Source organism: Nostoc sp. NMS2, assembly GCF_017115105.1.
Classification (GTDB): domain Bacteria; phylum Cyanobacteriota; class Cyanobacteriia; order Cyanobacteriales; family Nostocaceae; genus Nostoc.
The window spans coordinates 73,972-91,600 of sequence record NZ_JABXKH010000095.1 but is presented as its reverse complement, the minus strand read 5'-3'; the positions used below and the strand labels follow the sequence as shown (position 1 = coordinate 91,600).

Below are 17,629 nucleotides of genomic sequence, written 5' to 3'. Positions count from 1 at the left end.
AAAACCAAGGTATAGTAAGCATTTCAGATTTACGGATAATTCTAATAGCGATCGCACCACCAAAGCTATAGGTTGCGATCGCTTCTTCTGAGATGAGGTCTATTAAGCACTCTTCCCTAAGTAGTAAAAAAATTGTAGTTTACTACTCTAAATGCTTAACAGGAATTGATACCAAGTTTCCCAAACAATCAGCAACTTCTTTTCGATGACAGCGATTCGGGTTCATTTCAGCACACAACAATAAAATATTACCTGTTTGAGCAATTTGTGCAATTTCATGTAGAGCTTTGTTTGCTTCTTCCTGATTTATAGGAATCCAATTTTCTTTACCAGATGTGTTACCTAAAGCGGTTTTAGAAATATACTCAATATGATTTGATTCACAGAATATTTTAATTTTGTCGCCGTACCATTTACGGCTCCAAGCACGAGGAACCATCCTCACATCAACAACACATTCCACATCAAACTTTTGCAGGTATTCCAAGAAGGCATCGTAGTCTTTGCGATTGCCATATCCAAAAGTAAGTATACATCTTGTTTTAGCAATATCTTTAACTTTCATTTTTAATTCCTGGAACAATCAACTTTAAATATTATATTTTGATTAATGGTGGGTAAAATATCCCAATAATCATAAAGCTATTTTTGTGATTTTTTAGGTTTCCCATGATAAAGTATAAATCTTTTTTGCTTAAAAACTCGTCTTCTAATTTTTGGCGTACTTTTTCTAAAGCCTCCTTTTCTTTATTCTCCATACTTGTTTCCTTTGATCTATCTCTACAGCCTCTATAAAGTTGTTGAATTTCCCAATCATTTATTGTACAACGATGCCTCTTTCCATCTTTAGAAAAAAAATCGTAACCAAACTTGTAAGGAATTTTATCTAACTGTACTGAAGGCTCAAACAAGTCCATCTGATCTAATATTGCTTGCTGTTTTGGTTTCCACTCCCGTTCTATTTCCTTCTTGCAGAAGTATTTTTTTATAGTTTGTGGTTTAATAATACCGAGAGACTTACCTTGCTCTTTGATATCGAGAATAGATTTGAATTCTAGTGGCAAAACCAAAGCTTTTCGCTCTTCCCAGTTTTTGCTAGTATCAATTTTTCGTATTACTTCTATTGAAGAATCATCTATACGAAAACTTTCTTCTCTGTAATCTTTATCATTTCTTTCTATTTTAGCACTTATAATTGACCATCTGGGATAACGCTGATCAAAATCTAATTGACGGAAACGAATGGGATAAATCCGAATCCACTGAACTGGTTTATCGTCATCATCTAATAAAACTCCTGCTGTACAGACTGTTTCTTGATATTTTGTGCTAATTGAAGGGTATGTTTTAGTTGCAATCAAAATTTTCTTTCTTTCCACAGAACGACCTCTATATGAACTAGCTCACTATGTATACTGACAATGTAAGTACATCAGTCGCTTCAGTATATATCAAAATTTTTCCATTACATACTGCCGAAACTCCCAAAATTTTGGAAAATAATAAAGTAAGTTGAGTATCACAAGACTCACTTGATTTCCTCATTTCTTCTAGGAAAATATGACTCATCCTTTCCTTGAACGCCTGCGTAGTCCAGATAGCCCAGTCCTCGTCTTCGACGGGGCAATGGGAACCAACCTGCAAACCCAAAACCTGACTGCTGAAGACTTCGGCGGCCCACAGTATGAAGGTTGTAACGAATACTTAGTCCACACGAAACCCGAAGCTGTCGCTAAGGTTCACCGTGACTTTCTCGCTGCTGGTGCTGATGTCATAGAAACGGACACCTTTGGTAGTACGTCCCTTGTGCTGGCAGAATATGACTTGGCAGACCAAGCTTATTACCTCAGCAAGACAGCCGCAGAATTGGCGAAGCGTGTCGCTGCGGAATTTTCCACACCAGAAAAACCCCGGTTTGTGGCAGGTTCCATCGGCCCCACAACTAAACTCCCTACCTTGGGACATATTGACTTTGACACCATGAAAGCTACTTTTGCCGAACAAGCAGAGGCCCTGTGGGATGGTGGTGTGGATTTATTTCTGGTGGAAACTTGCCAAGATGTGCTGCAAATTAAGGCGGCGCTGAATGGAATTGAAGAAGTGTTTGTTAAGAAGGGCGATCGCCGACCGTTGATGGTGTCTGTGACAATGGAAAGCATGGGCACAATGTTGGTAGGTTCAGAAATCAGTGCTGTGCTGACAATTCTGGAACCTTACCCAATTGACATTCTTGGTCTAAACTGTGCCACTGGCCCAGACTTGATGAAACCACATATCAAGTATCTGGCAGAACATTCACCTTTTATCGTTTCCTGTATTCCCAACGCGGGTTTACCTGAAAACGTTGGCGGTCAAGCACACTACCGCCTGACACCGTTAGAATTACGGATGTCGCTGATGCATTTTGTTGAAGATTTGGGTGTCCAAGTGATCGGGGGTTGCTGTGGGACGCGTCCAGAACACATTCAACAATTGGCAGAAGTTGCTAAAGACCTGAAGCCAAAAGTTAGACAGCCAAGTTTAGAACCAGCAGCAGCATCAATTTATACCACTCAATCCTACGATCAAGATAATTCCTTCTTGATTGTTGGCGAACGTCTCAACGCCAGTGGTTCCAAGAAGTGCCGCGATTTGCTAAATACCGAAGATTGGGATGGACTCGTTTCAATGGCGAGGGCGCAAGTCAAAGAAGGCGCACACATCCTCGATGTCAACGTCGATTATGTGGGACGCGACGGCGTGCGGGATATGCACGAATTAGTTTCGCGCATTGTTAATAATGTCACACTGCCCTTAATGCTTGACTCCACCGAATGGGAAAAGATGGAGGCGGGTTTAAAGGTTGCCGGTGGTAAGTGTTTGCTAAACTCCACCAACTACGAAGATGGGGAACCGCGCTTTTTGAAGGTGCTGGAGTTGGCGAAAAAGTACGGTGCTGGTGTCATCATTGGTACTATCGATGAAGATGGGATGGCGCGGACAGCAGACAAAAAGTTTGCGATCGCACAACGCGCATACCGTCAAGCTGTAGAATTTGGCATACCTCCCACAGAAATATTCTTTGATACCCTAGCGTTACCCATTTCCACCGGGATTGAAGAAGACCGAGAAAATGGCAAAGCCACAATTGAATCCATCCGGCGAATTCGTGAAGGATTGCCTGGATGTCATGTAATTTTGGGTGTTTCCAATATTTCCTTTGGTTTGAATCCAGCCTCGCGGATGGTGCTGAACTCCGTGTTTTTGCACGAAGCGACGACGGCGGGAATGGATGCAGCCATTGTCAGTGCTAACAAGATTTTACCACTCGCTAAGATTGAAGAACGCCATCAAGAAATCTGCCGCCAGTTGATTTATGACGAACGGAAATTTGAGGGTAATGTTTGCGTTTACGATCCCTTGGGAGAGCTTACCACAGTATTTGCTGGGGTGACGACAAAGCGCGATCGCTCCTTAGATGAAAGTCTCCCCATCCCAGAGCGACTCAAGCGTCACATCATCGACGGCGAACGCATTGGCTTAGAAGAACATCTGAAAAAAGCCTTAGAAGAACATCCCCCTCTGGAGATTATCAACACCTTCCTGCTAGATGGCATGAAAGTTGTCGGCGAATTATTCGGTTCGGGACAAATGCAGCTACCCTTCGTCTTGCAATCAGCAGAAACCATGAAAGCGGCAGTGGCGTTTTTAGAACCCTTCATGGAAAAATCAGAATCAGGCAATAATGCCAAGGGAACCTTTATCATTGCCACAGTTAAAGGCGATGTCCACGACATTGGTAAAAACTTGGTGGATATCATCTTGTCTAACAACGGCTACAAGGTGATTAACCTGGGAATTAAACAACCAGTAGAAAACATCATCAACGCTTACGAACAGCACAAAGCTGATTGTATAGCTATGAGTGGTTTGCTGGTTAAATCCACCGCTTTCATGAAAGAAAATTTGGAGGTATTTAACGAAAACGGAATTAGTGTCCCCGTGATATTAGGAGGTGCGGCGCTGACTCCTAAATTTGTGTATGAAGATTGTCAAAACACCTATAAAGGTAAAGTAGTTTATGGCAAAGATGCCTTTTCTGACTTGCACTTCATGGATAAATTAATGCCAGCAAAAGCTGCTGGTAACTGGGAAGATTTGCAGGGATTTTTGAATGAAGTTGAAACTGCTGAAGTTTCGACAAATGGTCACAAAGAACCAAAAGCTACAACTGCTGAAGAAACATCTGCTGAACCAAAAGTAGTAGATACGAGACGTTCCGAAGCAGTGGCTGTAGATATTGAACGTCCCACACCGCCTTTCTGGGGAACGAAGTTATTGCAGCCTAGTGATATTCCCATTGAGGAGATATTCTGGCATTTAGATTTACAAGCTTTAGTTGCTGGACAGTGGCAATTCCGCAAACCAAAGGAACAATCTAAGGAAGAATATCAGGCTTTCTTAGCAGAGAAAGTTTACCCAGTTTTAGAAACTTGGAAACAGCGAATTATTGAGGAAAATCTGTTGCATCCCCAGGTGATTTATGGGTATTTCCCTTGTCAAGCTGAGGGGAATTCTCTACATATATATGACTCAGAGAACCAATCACAGCAGGTTACAACTTTTGAGTTTCCTAGACAAAAGTCGTTAAGGCGGCTGTGCATAGCAGATTTCTTTGCACCGAAGGAATCGGGAATTATTGATGTGTTCCCCATGCAGGCGGTGACTGTAGGAGAGATTGCCACAGAGTTTGCTCAAAAGCTATTTGCTGCTAATCAATACAGCGATTACCTGTATTTTCACGGTATGGCAGTGCAGGTTGCAGAGGCTGTGGCTGAGTGGACACACGCCAGAATTCGCCGAGAGTTAGGTTTTACTGCTGAAGAACCCGACAATATTCGGGACATATTAGCACAACGCTATCGTGGCTCACGGTATAGTTTTGGTTATCCAGCTTGTCCGAATATCCAAGACCAATACAAGCAACTGGAATTATTGCAGACTGGCAGAATTAAATTGTATATGGATGAAAGTGAACAACTTTATCCAGAACAGTCTACCACTGCAATTATTACTTACCACCCAGTAGCGAAATACTTTAGCGCTTAATCTATATCTCCTCTCCTTTAGTTGCGGTGTACACACAAGTCTTTTAAAGTTGTCCCACAGCATTTAAATCCCCCCTAACCCACGCCAGTCGCTCCACTTGTGGATACCTCAAGACCGCGCTGGCTCCCCTTTTTAAGGGGGGAATAGGAGTCAAAGTCCTCCTTTTTAAGGAGGATTTAGGAGGATCTACAACATTTGGGTTTTGTAGAGAGATGTGTGTACATCGTAGCCTTTATAAGGAGAGGGGACTGGAATTGAAAATAAATAAATTTGTACGATTTTCCATATATTGAAGCAAAAATAACTCAACTTTATAACAAAAATAGTGAAATAGAAAAAAGGCGGACTATTACGCCAAAATACAACAAAAGCTAAGAAACTTATTTCTACCTATTAAGAAGTTACGGTATACAGACAAATCTCTCTCGGCAGAATTTACAGTTTACCGAATAGCTCAAGAAAACCTCACCATAGTTATACTACGCAAAACCTGTCCCTCTCATTAGCAAGAAGAGGGATTAAGTCAGAGTAGGGTCAATACGGTTAAGTTAAGGTTTTTTGATGAAAATTCTAGATCGCAAAGATGCGATAAATCGCCGTCAAGACGAAAGACCGATTATTGTAGAGACGGCGATTCATCGCGTCTCTTTCTTTAACCGAACAGTATTAAGGGTAAGGTTTCGACAGTATTCCACCGAAGTGATAACCGCTATATCTGATTATTTTGTACCTAAGTGATATTTTTCATTTAACAGTTGGGTACTATAAGCCTACTCTGTCAACAGCATCTTCATAAATTTGCTTTTAAATAAAATATATTTCCGCAAATTTACTGTGAAGTTATGCTCTTACTGTTTCTTGGACTGAAACTAAATAATTTTCAAAAAATCAGTATTTACCGGATAAAATGAACAATTCATAAATGATATAACTTTAACAAATTGTCTTTTGTTGTAATTACTTTATTTGAAAGTTAAGAAAACAAGATGCAGTAGTTAAATAAATATAGCTTCAACTGATGCCTATAAAAATACTTTACGGGCATAGTTGAAGATGTCTCAGAACTTACGCAAACAATAGCCGAAACCCTATTTTCAGGTAGGGGCAATTCATCAATTGCCCCTACAGCATCTAGTTTTGTGTAAGTCCTATGTCTAAAACAATAAAAAAATAAAAACCACTTGACAGGGAAGCAGCTATGCCTAGAAAACGCCAGCTATTCAAGGCAATTCAAAAAACCTTCAAACAAATTAGCAAGCAGTTTTTATCTGCAATTAACAAGCAAATTATTTGGCTACTAAGGGCTTTTTTCGGCAATCGAAGAAGACACGTCTCGGCGAATGCTGGCTTTGTGTTGCCAACAGTGGCGATGGTAATTTTGGTAGTCGTCCTGTTAACAACTGCAATTTTATTTCGGTCTTTTGAACGCTCCAAAAACGCCAGCAATGTCAGGGTGAATGAAGCTGTACTCAACGCTGCTACCCCAGCTATTGACCGTGCTAGAGCAAAAATAGATGCACTACTACAAGACCCAACACTACCACGAGGAACTCCCTCTGATAGCGCTTTATATGATGTTCTGAAAAAAGATAAGTATAGGCTTGGTGATGAGACTCGCCTGAAGCTAGCTTTAGATTTTAACGGTAACAACAGCATTGATACTAGTAGCACTTTAGAGAGTGATGAAACACTAAAAAGTGCTTGGAAATTTGCCGTTGATACAGATAATAATGGTCTGAAAGACACTTTTACTCTCTATGGAATCTACTTTCGTACACCACCTAGAAACAGTTCAGGGGAGTTTAGTCGTGAAAGAAAAGCTCTAGAAGCTAGAACCCCACCAATGGATGGTACCTCAAGCCAAAACTGCGGTAGTGCCAGTGGTTTTTCTAGCTTAGTGGGTAACTCAAGTTGGTATAAGTTAAACAGTGGCAATCTGGGTAAAAGCTTCTTTGTCTATAGCGTTAATGTACCAATTACTCAACTAGGCAGCTTAAGTGCTACACAATACGAAGCCTATAAAGGAAATAAAAGCGTTGTAGCGCTAGAATTTCAGCAAGACCGCACTCGCATTCCCCTTTCAAATAATGCTGTTTGGTTTGAGAACGATCTGGAAGTCATAGTAGGTAGTACAACGTTGTTGCTGAATGGAAGAATTCACACAAATGGCAACTTACTAGTAGGTGTCATTAACAGTGGTGGTAATATAACTTTTCGGCAAGTTAGTAGCAAAACATCTTGTTTCTACAATCAAGAAAACGGGCAAATTGATGTTGGGGGAAATGTCGGAAATGGTAGTCTTGCTCAAAATAATACTGGTACAAGTGTAAACGTTGACCTTTATAAAGGTTTTGGCAATGACATTAGCACAGATAATATTAACAACACCAATAAATCTACAAGCAGTACTGGTGGGGCGGAGATTGGATTCAATGATGCAGCATTCAATAAGCGTATTGCTGCAATGAAGACTACTGCGATCGCTTTATGCACAACGTGTAATGACGCAGCTACAACTACTGGTAGCGCTCTCAAAGCTGCTGTTAACGGTAGTGGTTATCCAAGTGATGTGAAAACTAACGTCACAGAAAAAGTACAGGATACTGATGATATCACCACAGCAAAAAATATCCTCTATGACGAAATAGAAATTTATCTGCGGAATCGTACCCGTCGAGTACCCTTTGCAGAAGTAGCAGATGCTACAGGAGGAGATCAAACGTATGGATATACCGCTATTACTGCCAGTTTAGATCCTCAACAAACCTGGAGAGAGCCAGTAAACACTAGTAATCAGTTCACTGGTGCAACAGGTATTACTTTAAGTACTTCTCAGCTAGAGGCGACATATCCAGATTTACAAAAAAAAGAAGGCATTCAGACCAAATTAGGCGATCGCGTTCTTGTAGGTAACAACTTACCTGCTTTATGGCAACAAGGCACTCAATATGTTGGCTCAGAAGCTAACCAGTTAATTACGAGTAGTAGCGCTGCTGTTAATTGGACTAGACCAACTGGTTCAGATGCTCAACAAAGATGGCGTAATACTCAAATACAAGCTGTTACAGATTTGGGTCTATCAGACCGAAATGGTTTTTGGGAAGAAAATGCCGCAGCAAATCCTACAAACGATTTAGATAGTGTGGGTGGTGTGCGGATTGTTACTGGTGCAGGTATTTATGTAGATGGTTCTGGTAATGTTCCAAATGTAATAACTGGCCCGTTTTACCCACGAGGTAATAGTGTACTTGGTTCATTCTTAACGGCTCCTTCTGCAACTGATAATACAATTGTCTGGCCTGACACAATGCCAATGTCAACACCTGGTAATGTTCGCTCAGGCGATCTCAAAATGCGAGCCACGGCTGTTTATCACTACAAAGTAGACTATGGCACTGACCAAGAACCGATCGCTTGTGTAAGCAGCTATTACGATCCCTCGAACGCAAATACAATTAGAAACAAAGTTAATCAAGATGGTGGATATGGTGTAGATACTACCAACGGTCGGTCAAACAATGGCGTTGTTTACAACTTTCCTGGAAGAACCTCTTTTACAATTAACAAAACTCGTCTACAACTACAAGCCAACTTGAAATTCCCCAACGGGCGTTGGGTTAATCAACCTTTAAAAGATGCTCTAACAAAAATTGGAACTGCTACCACAGTACCTAGTACTGGTTTGCAGCTAGCTGATTATTCAGCAATCGATACAGCACTTTGTGCTATTTCCATTTTTAGTAATCAAAATGGTTTTGTTGCTACTCCTACTACTACTAACCAACCTCCACACGGTGCAATCAAAGAAGCATCTTTCTTGGATGCCAGGGAAGCAAAGCAGATTAGTGCTTCAAGCACATCAAGCACATACGACTTAGATTTAGAACAGCGCCAACCCCTAGAGGTTAGGGTAACTGACATTGATTTAGGTTTACTAGCTACGACAGCAATAACAACAAACGAGTATTTATTGCCTTATAGCGGGATTATTTACGCCTCTAGAGATGATGCCTTGCGCGATGCGAGTGAGCCATACACTGAAGGTAATGTAGGTAGCACATCTAACTCCGAGTTACTCAGCCCGACCGATTTTAAACTTGACCCCACTCGCCGGCCAAACGGCATCCGCCTGATTAATGGGGGAACTTTAGCAAGAACTAGTAGCAATGCTTATAATGCCAAAGAAAAAGGTTTGATTTTAGTAACAAATTTACCTGTATATATCAAAGGCAACTTCAATTTGCACCGTACAAGTACAAGTAGCACTACGGAAATTGAGGAATTTACAGTTTCAGCAAGTAGCGACTTTTATGGACGTAATACACGCGAAGATAGATTTGCGTGTCGTCCAGGAAGAACAGGTTGTCCTACTACTGGAGGTGACTTTTGGAGACCAGCAACAATCATTGCAGATTCCATGAGCTTACTATCTGGCAGTTTCGTAGATGGTGTGCGTAGCCAAGGTGATTATGATTTGAACAATAACACTGGCATTACTGTAGAGGATGGTTTAACTCCCCGCCCCACACCTTCATCCACTTTCTTAGCAACTTTAGATGATAGAAGACTAAAACGTCTGAAAAATGGTTTTTGGGAAAACAGCTATTCAACCAGTTCTTTTTGGACAAGTGACGGTAATCCCAGACTAGACACTAGCGTTACTCCTAACATTTCTCTAGGCTCTTACTTAGTAAATGGAGTAACTCCAATTCAGCGCCGGGTTACTGGTCAACCCTTGTATGTCATGGAAATGTGCCGTAGTTTAGTAGTTTCAGAATGTGATAACAGTTCCTCAGACCTTACTAAAAATTGGTTAGTTGGGTTTGACATCAATGGAGATGGTGTTTTAAGTACCACTTCACAAACTTACACATTAAACGGTAGTGATATCTCGCTTGTTGAAAGAAACATCAAAACCTATCAGTTAGGTCAAGCCATAGCTGCTGCTGCTGGTTCTACTACTGCTACTACTACTGCACTGTCAAATTGGTCTACTGCATTCTCTTCCACTTTTCCATCAAGTTGGTGTACTGGAGCTCCTTCTTGTGACACCAGTAATGCTACAACTACATATAACAAAAGTATCAGAGAGCGACTGGGGTCTGGTGATACAAGTACAACTTATTTGTCCCTGCAAAATACTCTGGCTACAGACCTCCTTTATCCCCGTCGAGTTGCATTTGCCCGTGATAATAGCAACAACCTGGTCGCAAGCAGTGCTGGCATTTACAAACCTATGGGTGTAGGTTGCCCCTTGGATACTACTGGTACTGCTTATAGCAATAATGGATGTACTTATGGCACTAATTACGGCTTAACAGACAGCAACATCCGCGCCTTTTGGTTTAGAACCACAAATAGCACAACTAACCCAGGAGACATAGACCAAGCAACATACGCAAGTGACAAACCACTGTTCTATTTCCCCCCCATTGATGGGCCTGACGCTGATACTGACCCTGATTTGGACAATCAGCCGCTCTTAGTACCAGTCTTACAAATTCATGATGCAAATAATAATCCTCCTAGCTTGAGAACGGACGCAACCGCAATAGCCGATGGGGATGACTTTAAGCCTAATTGGCTGCAACGGGCAACTAACACTATATTCAATGCCACCTTTGTAGTAGGAAATAGTCCAAGTAGAACAGATGAAACCTCATCGGGTTTGCAAAACTTTGTCCGGTTGTTAGAAAACTGGGATACAAAAACAGCCAAAATTAGCGGTAGCTTTATTCAATTAAAGCGGAGTAGCTTCTCCACCGCGCCAATTGCACCCATTTTCACAAACAGACAATCGAATGCAATTTCTGCTGCTTCTAAGACCTATAATCTCAGCCTTTTTGACTACTTATTAGACACCTACCCAACTAAAAACGCTAGTGGTCTGTTGCCTTTCTACTCGGCACCAAATAGACAATGGGGGTTTGATGTTGGCCTTTTGTCAGAGCAACCAGACTTGTTTGCTCAAAGATTTACCTTACCTCCAACAGGTCGCCCCAATGAGTACTTTAGAGAAGTTGGTCGAGATGATACCTGGGTGAAAACATTGCTCTGTGCTGGTGAAGCTAGTAATCAAACAGGTATCCCAGCAACAGGAGTGACAGTAACTTACGCAAATGCAGTTCCAAATGAATATCGCCCAACAAGTAGTTGTCCTTCATCCATACCAGATGACTCGGTTTAATTAAATATTAGGTAAATTGCCATGATGATAGGGAAACAAGCTAACAACAAAAGGTTACAGACAGCTAGATTCTACCTACGAAGCAGCGAAGGGGGTTTCACGATTATTGAATCTTTGGTAGCGATACTTGTGGTTAGCATTTTGCTAGTTGCGATCGCACCAGTTCTTTCCCTGTCAGTGGCAACTCGTGTACAATCCCGACGGATAGAATTAGCCACACAAGCTTCCAAATCATACATTGATGCGGTGAAAACTAAGAAAATCGCGGCCCCAACCTCTACGGGTACTGATACCCTAACTGCATACGCCGCTCCCACAGCTACGGGAACTTTAACTTGTGCAACAGCAAACTCTTACTGCACAGCCCCAACGGGGACATCTTTGTACTGCGTTGATTTTGATGGTAGTGGTGGCTGCGAAAACACTAGTGTCACAGACATGATTGTACAGGGTTTTCGCTACAACTTAGCTAGTACTAATGCTACTAGTGGATATGGTTTAGGTGTGCGGGTTTACAGAGCAGATGCTTTCAAAGATAGCACTACCCTACTCAAGAACACTTCTACAACTAAGACAACACAAGCTACTTTCACCGGAGGTGTAGGTCAGCGTACATCACCTTTAGTGGAAATGACAACAGATATTAACGACGCAGTGCCTAAATACAGCGACCTTTGTGCCCGCTACACAGGTGGTTGCAATTGAATTTTAATTAGACTTCTTGCAAAACGTCCGATTTTACACTCTTTTTCTCCGCCTTTGTGTGAGATAAACAAATATTTATGCAAGAAGTCTATTCTTAAATATCTCTCAATAAAAGGGAACCCGCAGCATGATAAATTCACTGAAATTTATCCTGAGTACTCAATTAAAACGCTCTGGAATAAATAAGACAATTAGCGGCTTTACCCTGATTGAGCTGCTAGTAGCTATGGTGATGGCAGTATTAATCATAACGCCTTTAATGGCCTTTATGATTAACATTCTAGATGGCGATCGCAAAGAACAAGCCAAAGCAACTTCTGAGCAAGAAATCCAAGCAGCACTAGATTATATTGCTCGTGACTTACAACAAGCAGTTTACATCTACGATGCTGATGGTGTTACCAGAAACACAAATACTACTATTACTAGTTCAGGCATCGCAGACCAAATCCCACCAGTCAAATCCGCTCCTAACTGTAACCCAACTACCGGCAGCAGTCCGAGTGTTTGCACGCCAATACTTGTTTTTTGGAAACGTCAGCTTAAGCCTGATAGCGTTGGCATTAGTGCCAGCACTCAGACTGGTGCAAATGCAGATGATGGCTTTGCTTATTCATTAGTAGCATACTACTTAATCACAAATCCAAATCAGACCAACTCCACTTGGTCTCAAGAAGCACGGATTGGCAGGTTTGAACTTCAAGGCCCAGTGAATGCGGCTAATGCTAATACAACAGGAAGTGCAAGTGATACTGGATTTAATCCACCACCAATAAATAAGAGCGGTGCTACGCTCAAAGACAAAATGAATCAATGGCAGACTGCATCAGGTAGTTATACTCAACGTGTGGATACTTTGATTGATTACGTTAGCACCACTGCCCCTACCTCTACCACTACACCTTGCTCTAGTCCAAACCTCGTAGGCAGTCAAACAAGCGGATTTTTTGCTTGTGTCGATGCCAACGAAGTGTTAGCACAGGTATACATCAGAGGTAATGCACTTGCTCGTCTGCAAAATAATAACCTAGCTTATGCTGATAACACAAAAACTTATTTTCCCAGTTCAAGCATTCGAGTCCAAGGACGCGGATTTTTATTTAGTAAATAACCTCTAGCTAATCAATGAAAGGTATTGTATGCACGGCACAGCTTTATTGAGGTTAAACGAAATTCCTAAACAATTTATAGTAGAAACACCAAAGCAGGCATCTTTGGCGAACAGACTTCGCTATGCATCTGCATACTTGCAAAAGGATGCTGGCTTTAGCCTGATAGAATTAATAGTAGTAATGCTCATAGTAGGAATTTTATCAGCGATCGCAGCTCCTGGTTGGGTTGCTTTTGTGAACCGACAGCAAGTGAATAAGGCTAATGACGCTATTTTAGCTGCACTACGAGAAGGACAGCGCGAAGCTAAAAACAAAAAACTTAACTACAGCGTCAGTTTTCAGAAAAATAGCACAACCCAAAATGTAGAGGTTGCCATTTATCGTAGCGATGGAAGTCCCACATGGAAACCTTTAGGGGCGGATATAGGAGTTAGCTCTAATAAATTTCTGATAGGTACGAATCTCAGCAGTGAAAACACTGCTGGTTCATCTGTATCTGACACTTTAAGTGCATCAACAAAAATTACCTTTGACTATATGGGGACTTTACCAAATGCAAACTTTGGAACAATTACAGCCCCTGCGACAGAAGCACCTGGGTTAAAAATTGTGGTAGCTGTACCAAACTCTGCAAATTCTACATCGGCTAGTAGCACCAAGCGATGTGTCATTGTGAAAACTCTCTTAGGTTCAATGCTTACAGCAAAAGATGATAAATGCAGTTAAGTAGCTTATGCAGCAATCTTAATTAAAAGATACGCAATAATACTGTACATAAAACTGCACGTTGATAGCAAAATTAAAACATCAGGTGCAGTTTTAATGTTCGATAGATTTATTTAAGAGTCAGTAATAAACTAGCTATTGGCTCAATGTATAAAATAAAAAGTGTCTTAATCAAGATATCAAATATAAATTTTGTCAAATGACTGAAAACCTTGATATTACTGTAGCTATCCCAACTTATAACGGTGAAAGTCGTTTGCCAGAACTATTGGAACGACTAAAAAACCAAATTCACACCGAAAATTTATCTTGGGAAATTATAGTTGTAGACAATAACAGTACTGATAACACAGCTAAAGTTGTTGAAACCTATCAGCAAAACTGGCAATATCCTTACCCTTTAAAGTATTACTTTGAAGCACAACAGGGGGCAGCTTATGCCCGAAAAAGGGCAGTTGTAGAAGCTAAAGGTAGATTGATAGGTTTTCTAGATGATGACAACTATCCAGTATCAAATTGGGTATCCGCAGCTTATGATTTTGGTGAAAAATACCCTAAAGCGGGAGCTTATGGCAGCCAAATTCATCCTGACTGGGAAGTAGAACCACCAGAGAATTTTCAGCGAATTGCCCCATTTTTGGCAATTACAGAGCGAGGTAATTTACCGCTATTATATGAAGCAGCCAAAAAATTACTACCTCCCTCTGCTGGACTGGTTGTGCGTAAACAAGCGTGGTTAGAAAGTGTACCAGATAAGTCTATTTTAACTGGGAGAGTTAAAGGCAATATGCTTACCAGTGAAGACTTAGAAATGTTGTCTTACATCCAAAAATCAGGGTGGGAAATTTGGTATAACCCAGAAATGGAAATTTCTCACAAAATACCAATTTTTCGGTTACAAAAAGATTATTTAATTCCGTTTTTTAGAGGTATTGGACTTAGCCGTTGTGTAACTAGAATGGTGAATATAAAACAAGTGTATAGGCCATTTTTTATTTTAGCCTATATGATAAATGATCTGCGTAAAATTGCTTTACACTTAATTAAATATAACACTCTGTTGAAAAGTGATTTAGTTGCTGCTTGTGAAATGCAACTGTTTTTAAGCAGCTTATTTAGTCCTTTTTATCTTTGGAAGAATGGTTATTTAACTAAAAAATAATTTAAATAATAATATTTTATGGATAAACATGCACTTGGCAGCTTAGATTTTACTGTATCTATTCCTACATACAATGGAGCCAAACGTTTACCGAAAGTTTTAGATTTGTTACTCAATCAGACAGGAGTAGAAAATCTGAATTGGGAAATTATTATTATTGACAATAATAGTAAAGATGATACAAATAAAATAAGTGAGTATTATCAAAAGTTTTCTAATCAAAACTTTTCAGTGAGGTACTTTTTAGAAAAAGAACAGGGAATAGCCTTCGCAAGAATGCGGGCTATAAATGAGGCCAGAGGCGAGTTTATTGCATTCATAGATGATGATAATCTTCCAAAAAATGATTGGGTTTTGCAGTCTTATCTTTTCGGCAAAGAGCATCCTCAAGCTGGTGCCTGGAGTGGTCAAATTCATGGAGATTTTGAAGTAAAACCCCCAAAAGATTTTGCAAGAATTCAAGCCTTTCTAGCCATTAGAGAACACGGTTCACAACCATATTTATTTGATGCAGATAATTTAAGACTTCCTCCAGGTGCTGCGCTAGTTGTCCGTAAACAAGCTTGGTGTGAAAGTGTTCCTGAACAATTGGTTTTTAAAGGTAGACTAACTAAATTGATGGTTGGTGGGGATGATACAGAAGCTCTCTTATACTTGCACAAAAAAGGTTGGGAAATCTGGTACAATCCCGCGATGCATATCGATCATCAAATTCCACATTGGCGGCTAGAAAAAGATTACTTACTAGTAATAGCACGTGGTTGTGGCCTGTGTATTTTCCAGCTACGCTTGATCAATGCTAAAAATTGGCAAAAACCAATACTTTTGGTTAAAACTATTTTGGGAAATTTACACAGAGTCTTACACCATCTTATTAAGTATAGAGGTCAATTAGAAAGTAATTTAATCGCACTTTTTGAGATTAACTTTTACTTAGCTAGTATGATGAGTCCCTTCTATTCTTTAAGATGGAAGTTAGACAGAATTTTTAAAAGAACAAGTATACAAAATGATTAAATCAACTTTAAACAAAACATTAATTAGTGTGATTATCCCAGCTTACAATAGTGAAAAAACTATTAAAAAAACTATTGAATCTGTCTTAAATCAAACTTTTCATAACCTAGAATTAATTGTAATAAATGATGGTTCCCAAGACTCAACTTTAGAAGTTATTACAAAAATTCCAGACTCACGAATAAAAGTATTTTCCTATCCTAATGCTGGCGGAAACGTTAGTCGTAACCGAGGGCTACAACATGCTGTTGGAAAATTTGTTAGTTTCTTAGATGCAGATGATCTTTGGAAACCTGATAAACTTCAGTCCCAATTAAAGGCTTTGCAAAAAAACATTACTGCAAAAGTGGCTTACAGTTGGACTGATTATATTGATGAAAAGGGAGAATTTGTACTTTCTGGAAAGCGAGTTACTGCTAATGGAAATGTTTATAAAAAATTGTTACTAAATAATTTTTTAGAGAACGGTTCCAATCCTTTAATTTGTAGAAAAGCTTTAATTACATTAGGTGGCTTTGACGAATCTCTAGGTGCGGCTCAGGATTGGGATATGTGGCTGCGATTAGCCTCTAAGTTTAATTTTATATGTGTCCCATCTGTACAAATCTTATATCGCATGACTCCTAATTCTGTTTCTTGCAATCTTGTCAGACAGGAAAAATCCTGTTTGCAAGTGCTCAAGAGAGCTTATAAGGAAAGACCTTCTCTACGAGACACTACAGGAACGGCACTAAAGGATAGTTGGAATCTAAGTCTAGCAAATTTATACAAATACCTGGTTTGCAAAGCTCTACAAAAGCCATTAAACAGAAAAAAAGGTCTAGCTGCTGCTATATTTTTGTGGAAGTATTTTATTTATGACCCTTCAAGACTTCAGAATATAAATTTTACCTTAAAACTGTCACTGAAAATTGTCGCAATCCTTATTATGCCTACCTTGATAGACATTATTACTAACCAGCGTCAATTAAGAAGGCAAGAAACTGGAACATTGCTCAACGGCTGGGTAGTTGAAAAGCGATCAGAAGACAAAAATGGATATCCGGGTGCATTTACCGTCTCTAGTTAATACAAAAAATCTTTTGAATAAGCACTCCAGTAGTGGTTTTACCCTACCAGAGATGTTAATAGTTGTTGTATTAATTGGTATATTAGCTACGCTGGGAATATCTAACTGGCTAGCTTTTGTAGAGACTCGCCGTCTCAACACTGCTCAAAACGAAGTTCAACTTGCTATTTATCAAGCCCGAAGCCAAGCCAGTAAGGAAAAGTTGACTTGGCAAGCCAGCTTTCGTGAGCAAAACGGCATTATTCAATGGGCAGTTCATCCTGCTACAGTCAACCCATCTGCGGCTAACTGGAATAATCTAGATTCCAATGTGCGCTTAGATGAGGAAACAACTCTATCAGAGTTAAATGGCATCAAGCAAATCCAATTTGATTATAGAGGTAATGTTAGTAAACCACCGCTAGGAAGGATCACGCTATCCAGTAAGTACGGTGGTAAAGTTAAACGTTGTGTAATAGTCTCTACAATTTTAGGGGCAATGCGAACGGCAAAGGAGCATAATACAACCGACAACGACAGGTATTGCTATTAAAATATCTCTTAGTTGATTAAAAAAGGTATTG

General features: G+C 40.1%; 12 protein-coding genes. 10 read left to right on the top strand and 2 right to left on the bottom strand.

All coding sequences use genetic code 11. From position 1 onward, the window contains the following. Positions 1-142: 142 nt before the first annotated feature. Positions 143-565, bottom strand: a complete 423-nt coding sequence (locus HWQ36_RS17620) for a DUF488 domain-containing protein (RefSeq protein ID WP_292704982.1) — start codon at positions 563-565, stop codon at positions 143-145. Between the two features lie 31 nt (positions 566-596). Beyond that, positions 597-1,379 (bottom strand): hypothetical protein, encoded by a 783-nt coding sequence (locus tag HWQ36_RS17615; protein ID WP_292704981.1) that lies wholly within the window; start codon positions 1,377-1,379, stop codon positions 597-599. A 181-nt stretch (positions 1,380-1,560) separates the two neighbouring features. On the opposite strand from HWQ36_RS17615, the gene metH reads away from it, so the two are divergent. The 10 genes from metH (at position 1,561) to HWQ36_RS17565 (ending at position 17,598) form a co-directional block, all read left to right on the top strand. Then, on the top strand, positions 1,561-5,088 hold the full coding sequence (gene metH, locus HWQ36_RS17610; protein ID WP_292704980.1) for a methionine synthase: 3,528 nt from the start codon (positions 1,561-1,563) through the stop codon (positions 5,086-5,088). A gap of 561 nt (positions 5,089-5,649) precedes the next feature. Continuing rightward, positions 5,650-5,826 carry a hypothetical protein gene (locus HWQ36_RS17605; protein WP_292704979.1) on the top strand — a complete coding sequence of 59 codons (177 nt, stop codon included), beginning with the start codon at positions 5,650-5,652 and terminating at the stop codon, positions 5,824-5,826. Between the two features lie 460 nt (positions 5,827-6,286). Next, positions 6,287-11,275, top strand: coding sequence for a hormogonium polysaccharide biosynthesis protein HpsA (gene hpsA, locus HWQ36_RS17600; RefSeq protein ID WP_292704978.1), 4,989 nt, complete (start codon positions 6,287-6,289; stop codon positions 11,273-11,275). 21 nt (positions 11,276-11,296) lie between these two features. Next, a complete protein-coding gene (hpsB, locus tag HWQ36_RS17595) occupies positions 11,297-11,980 on the top strand; it encodes a hormogonium polysaccharide secretion pseudopilin HpsB (RefSeq protein WP_292704977.1) in 684 nt (227 codons plus the stop codon). Between the two features lie 127 nt (positions 11,981-12,107). Beyond that, positions 12,108-13,091 (top strand): hormogonium polysaccharide secretion pseudopilin HpsC, encoded by a 984-nt coding sequence (gene hpsC / locus HWQ36_RS17590; protein ID WP_292704976.1) that lies wholly within the window; start codon positions 12,108-12,110, stop codon positions 13,089-13,091. A gap of 28 nt (positions 13,092-13,119) precedes the next feature. Beyond that, the gene (locus HWQ36_RS17585) at positions 13,120-13,818 is read left to right on the top strand and encodes a prepilin-type N-terminal cleavage/methylation domain-containing protein (protein ID WP_292704975.1); all 699 of its coding nucleotides are present in this window, start codon (positions 13,120-13,122) and stop codon (positions 13,816-13,818) included. Positions 13,819-14,017: 199 nt separating this feature from the next. Beyond that, on the top strand, positions 14,018-14,980 hold the full coding sequence (hpsE, locus tag HWQ36_RS17580; RefSeq protein WP_292704974.1) for a hormogonium polysaccharide biosynthesis glycosyltransferase HpsE: 963 nt from the start codon (positions 14,018-14,020) through the stop codon (positions 14,978-14,980). Positions 14,981-14,998: 18 nt separating this feature from the next. After that, entirely contained in the window at positions 14,999-15,997 is a 999-nt protein-coding gene (gene hpsE / locus HWQ36_RS17575; protein WP_292704973.1) for a hormogonium polysaccharide biosynthesis glycosyltransferase HpsE, read from the top strand. After that, positions 15,990-17,066, top strand: coding sequence for a glycosyltransferase (locus HWQ36_RS17570; protein WP_292704972.1), 1,077 nt, complete (start codon positions 15,990-15,992; stop codon positions 17,064-17,066). The genes hpsE (HWQ36_RS17575) and HWQ36_RS17570 overlap by 8 nt, the downstream gene beginning before the upstream one ends. Beyond that, entirely contained in the window at positions 17,032-17,598 is a 567-nt protein-coding gene (locus HWQ36_RS17565; protein WP_292704971.1) for a GspH/FimT family pseudopilin, read from the top strand. The genes HWQ36_RS17570 and HWQ36_RS17565 overlap by 35 nt, the downstream gene beginning before the upstream one ends. The last annotated feature ends 31 nt before the right edge of the window (positions 17,599-17,629 follow it).

What these genes read in the sequence shown, in the direction of transcription:
- metH (WP_292704980.1), top strand. Translation starts at nt 1,561, where the DNA reads ATGACTCATCCTTTCCTTGAACGCCTGCGTAGTCCAGATAGCCCAGTC.
- hpsC (WP_292704976.1), top strand. Translation starts at nt 12,108, where the DNA reads ATGATAAATTCACTGAAATTTATCCTGAGTACTCAATTAAAACGCTCT.
- HWQ36_RS17565 (WP_292704971.1), top strand. Translation starts at nt 17,032, where the DNA reads ATGGATATCCGGGTGCATTTACCGTCTCTAGTTAATACAAAAAATCTT.
- hpsE (WP_292704973.1), top strand. Translation starts at nt 14,999, where the DNA reads ATGGATAAACATGCACTTGGCAGCTTAGATTTTACTGTATCTATTCCT.
- hpsA (WP_292704978.1), top strand. Translation starts at nt 6,287, where the DNA reads ATGCCTAGAAAACGCCAGCTATTCAAGGCAATTCAAAAAACCTTCAAA.
- HWQ36_RS17620 (WP_292704982.1), bottom strand. Translation starts at nt 565, where the DNA reads ATGAAAGTTAAAGATATTGCTAAAACAAGATGTATACTTACTTTTGGA.
- hpsE (WP_292704974.1), top strand. Translation starts at nt 14,018, where the DNA reads ATGACTGAAAACCTTGATATTACTGTAGCTATCCCAACTTATAACGGT.
- HWQ36_RS17570 (WP_292704972.1), top strand. Translation starts at nt 15,990, where the DNA reads ATGATTAAATCAACTTTAAACAAAACATTAATTAGTGTGATTATCCCA.
- hpsB (WP_292704977.1), top strand. Translation starts at nt 11,297, where the DNA reads ATGATGATAGGGAAACAAGCTAACAACAAAAGGTTACAGACAGCTAGA.
- HWQ36_RS17605 (WP_292704979.1), top strand. Translation starts at nt 5,650, where the DNA reads ATGAAAATTCTAGATCGCAAAGATGCGATAAATCGCCGTCAAGACGAA.
- HWQ36_RS17585 (WP_292704975.1), top strand. Translation starts at nt 13,120, where the DNA reads ATGCACGGCACAGCTTTATTGAGGTTAAACGAAATTCCTAAACAATTT.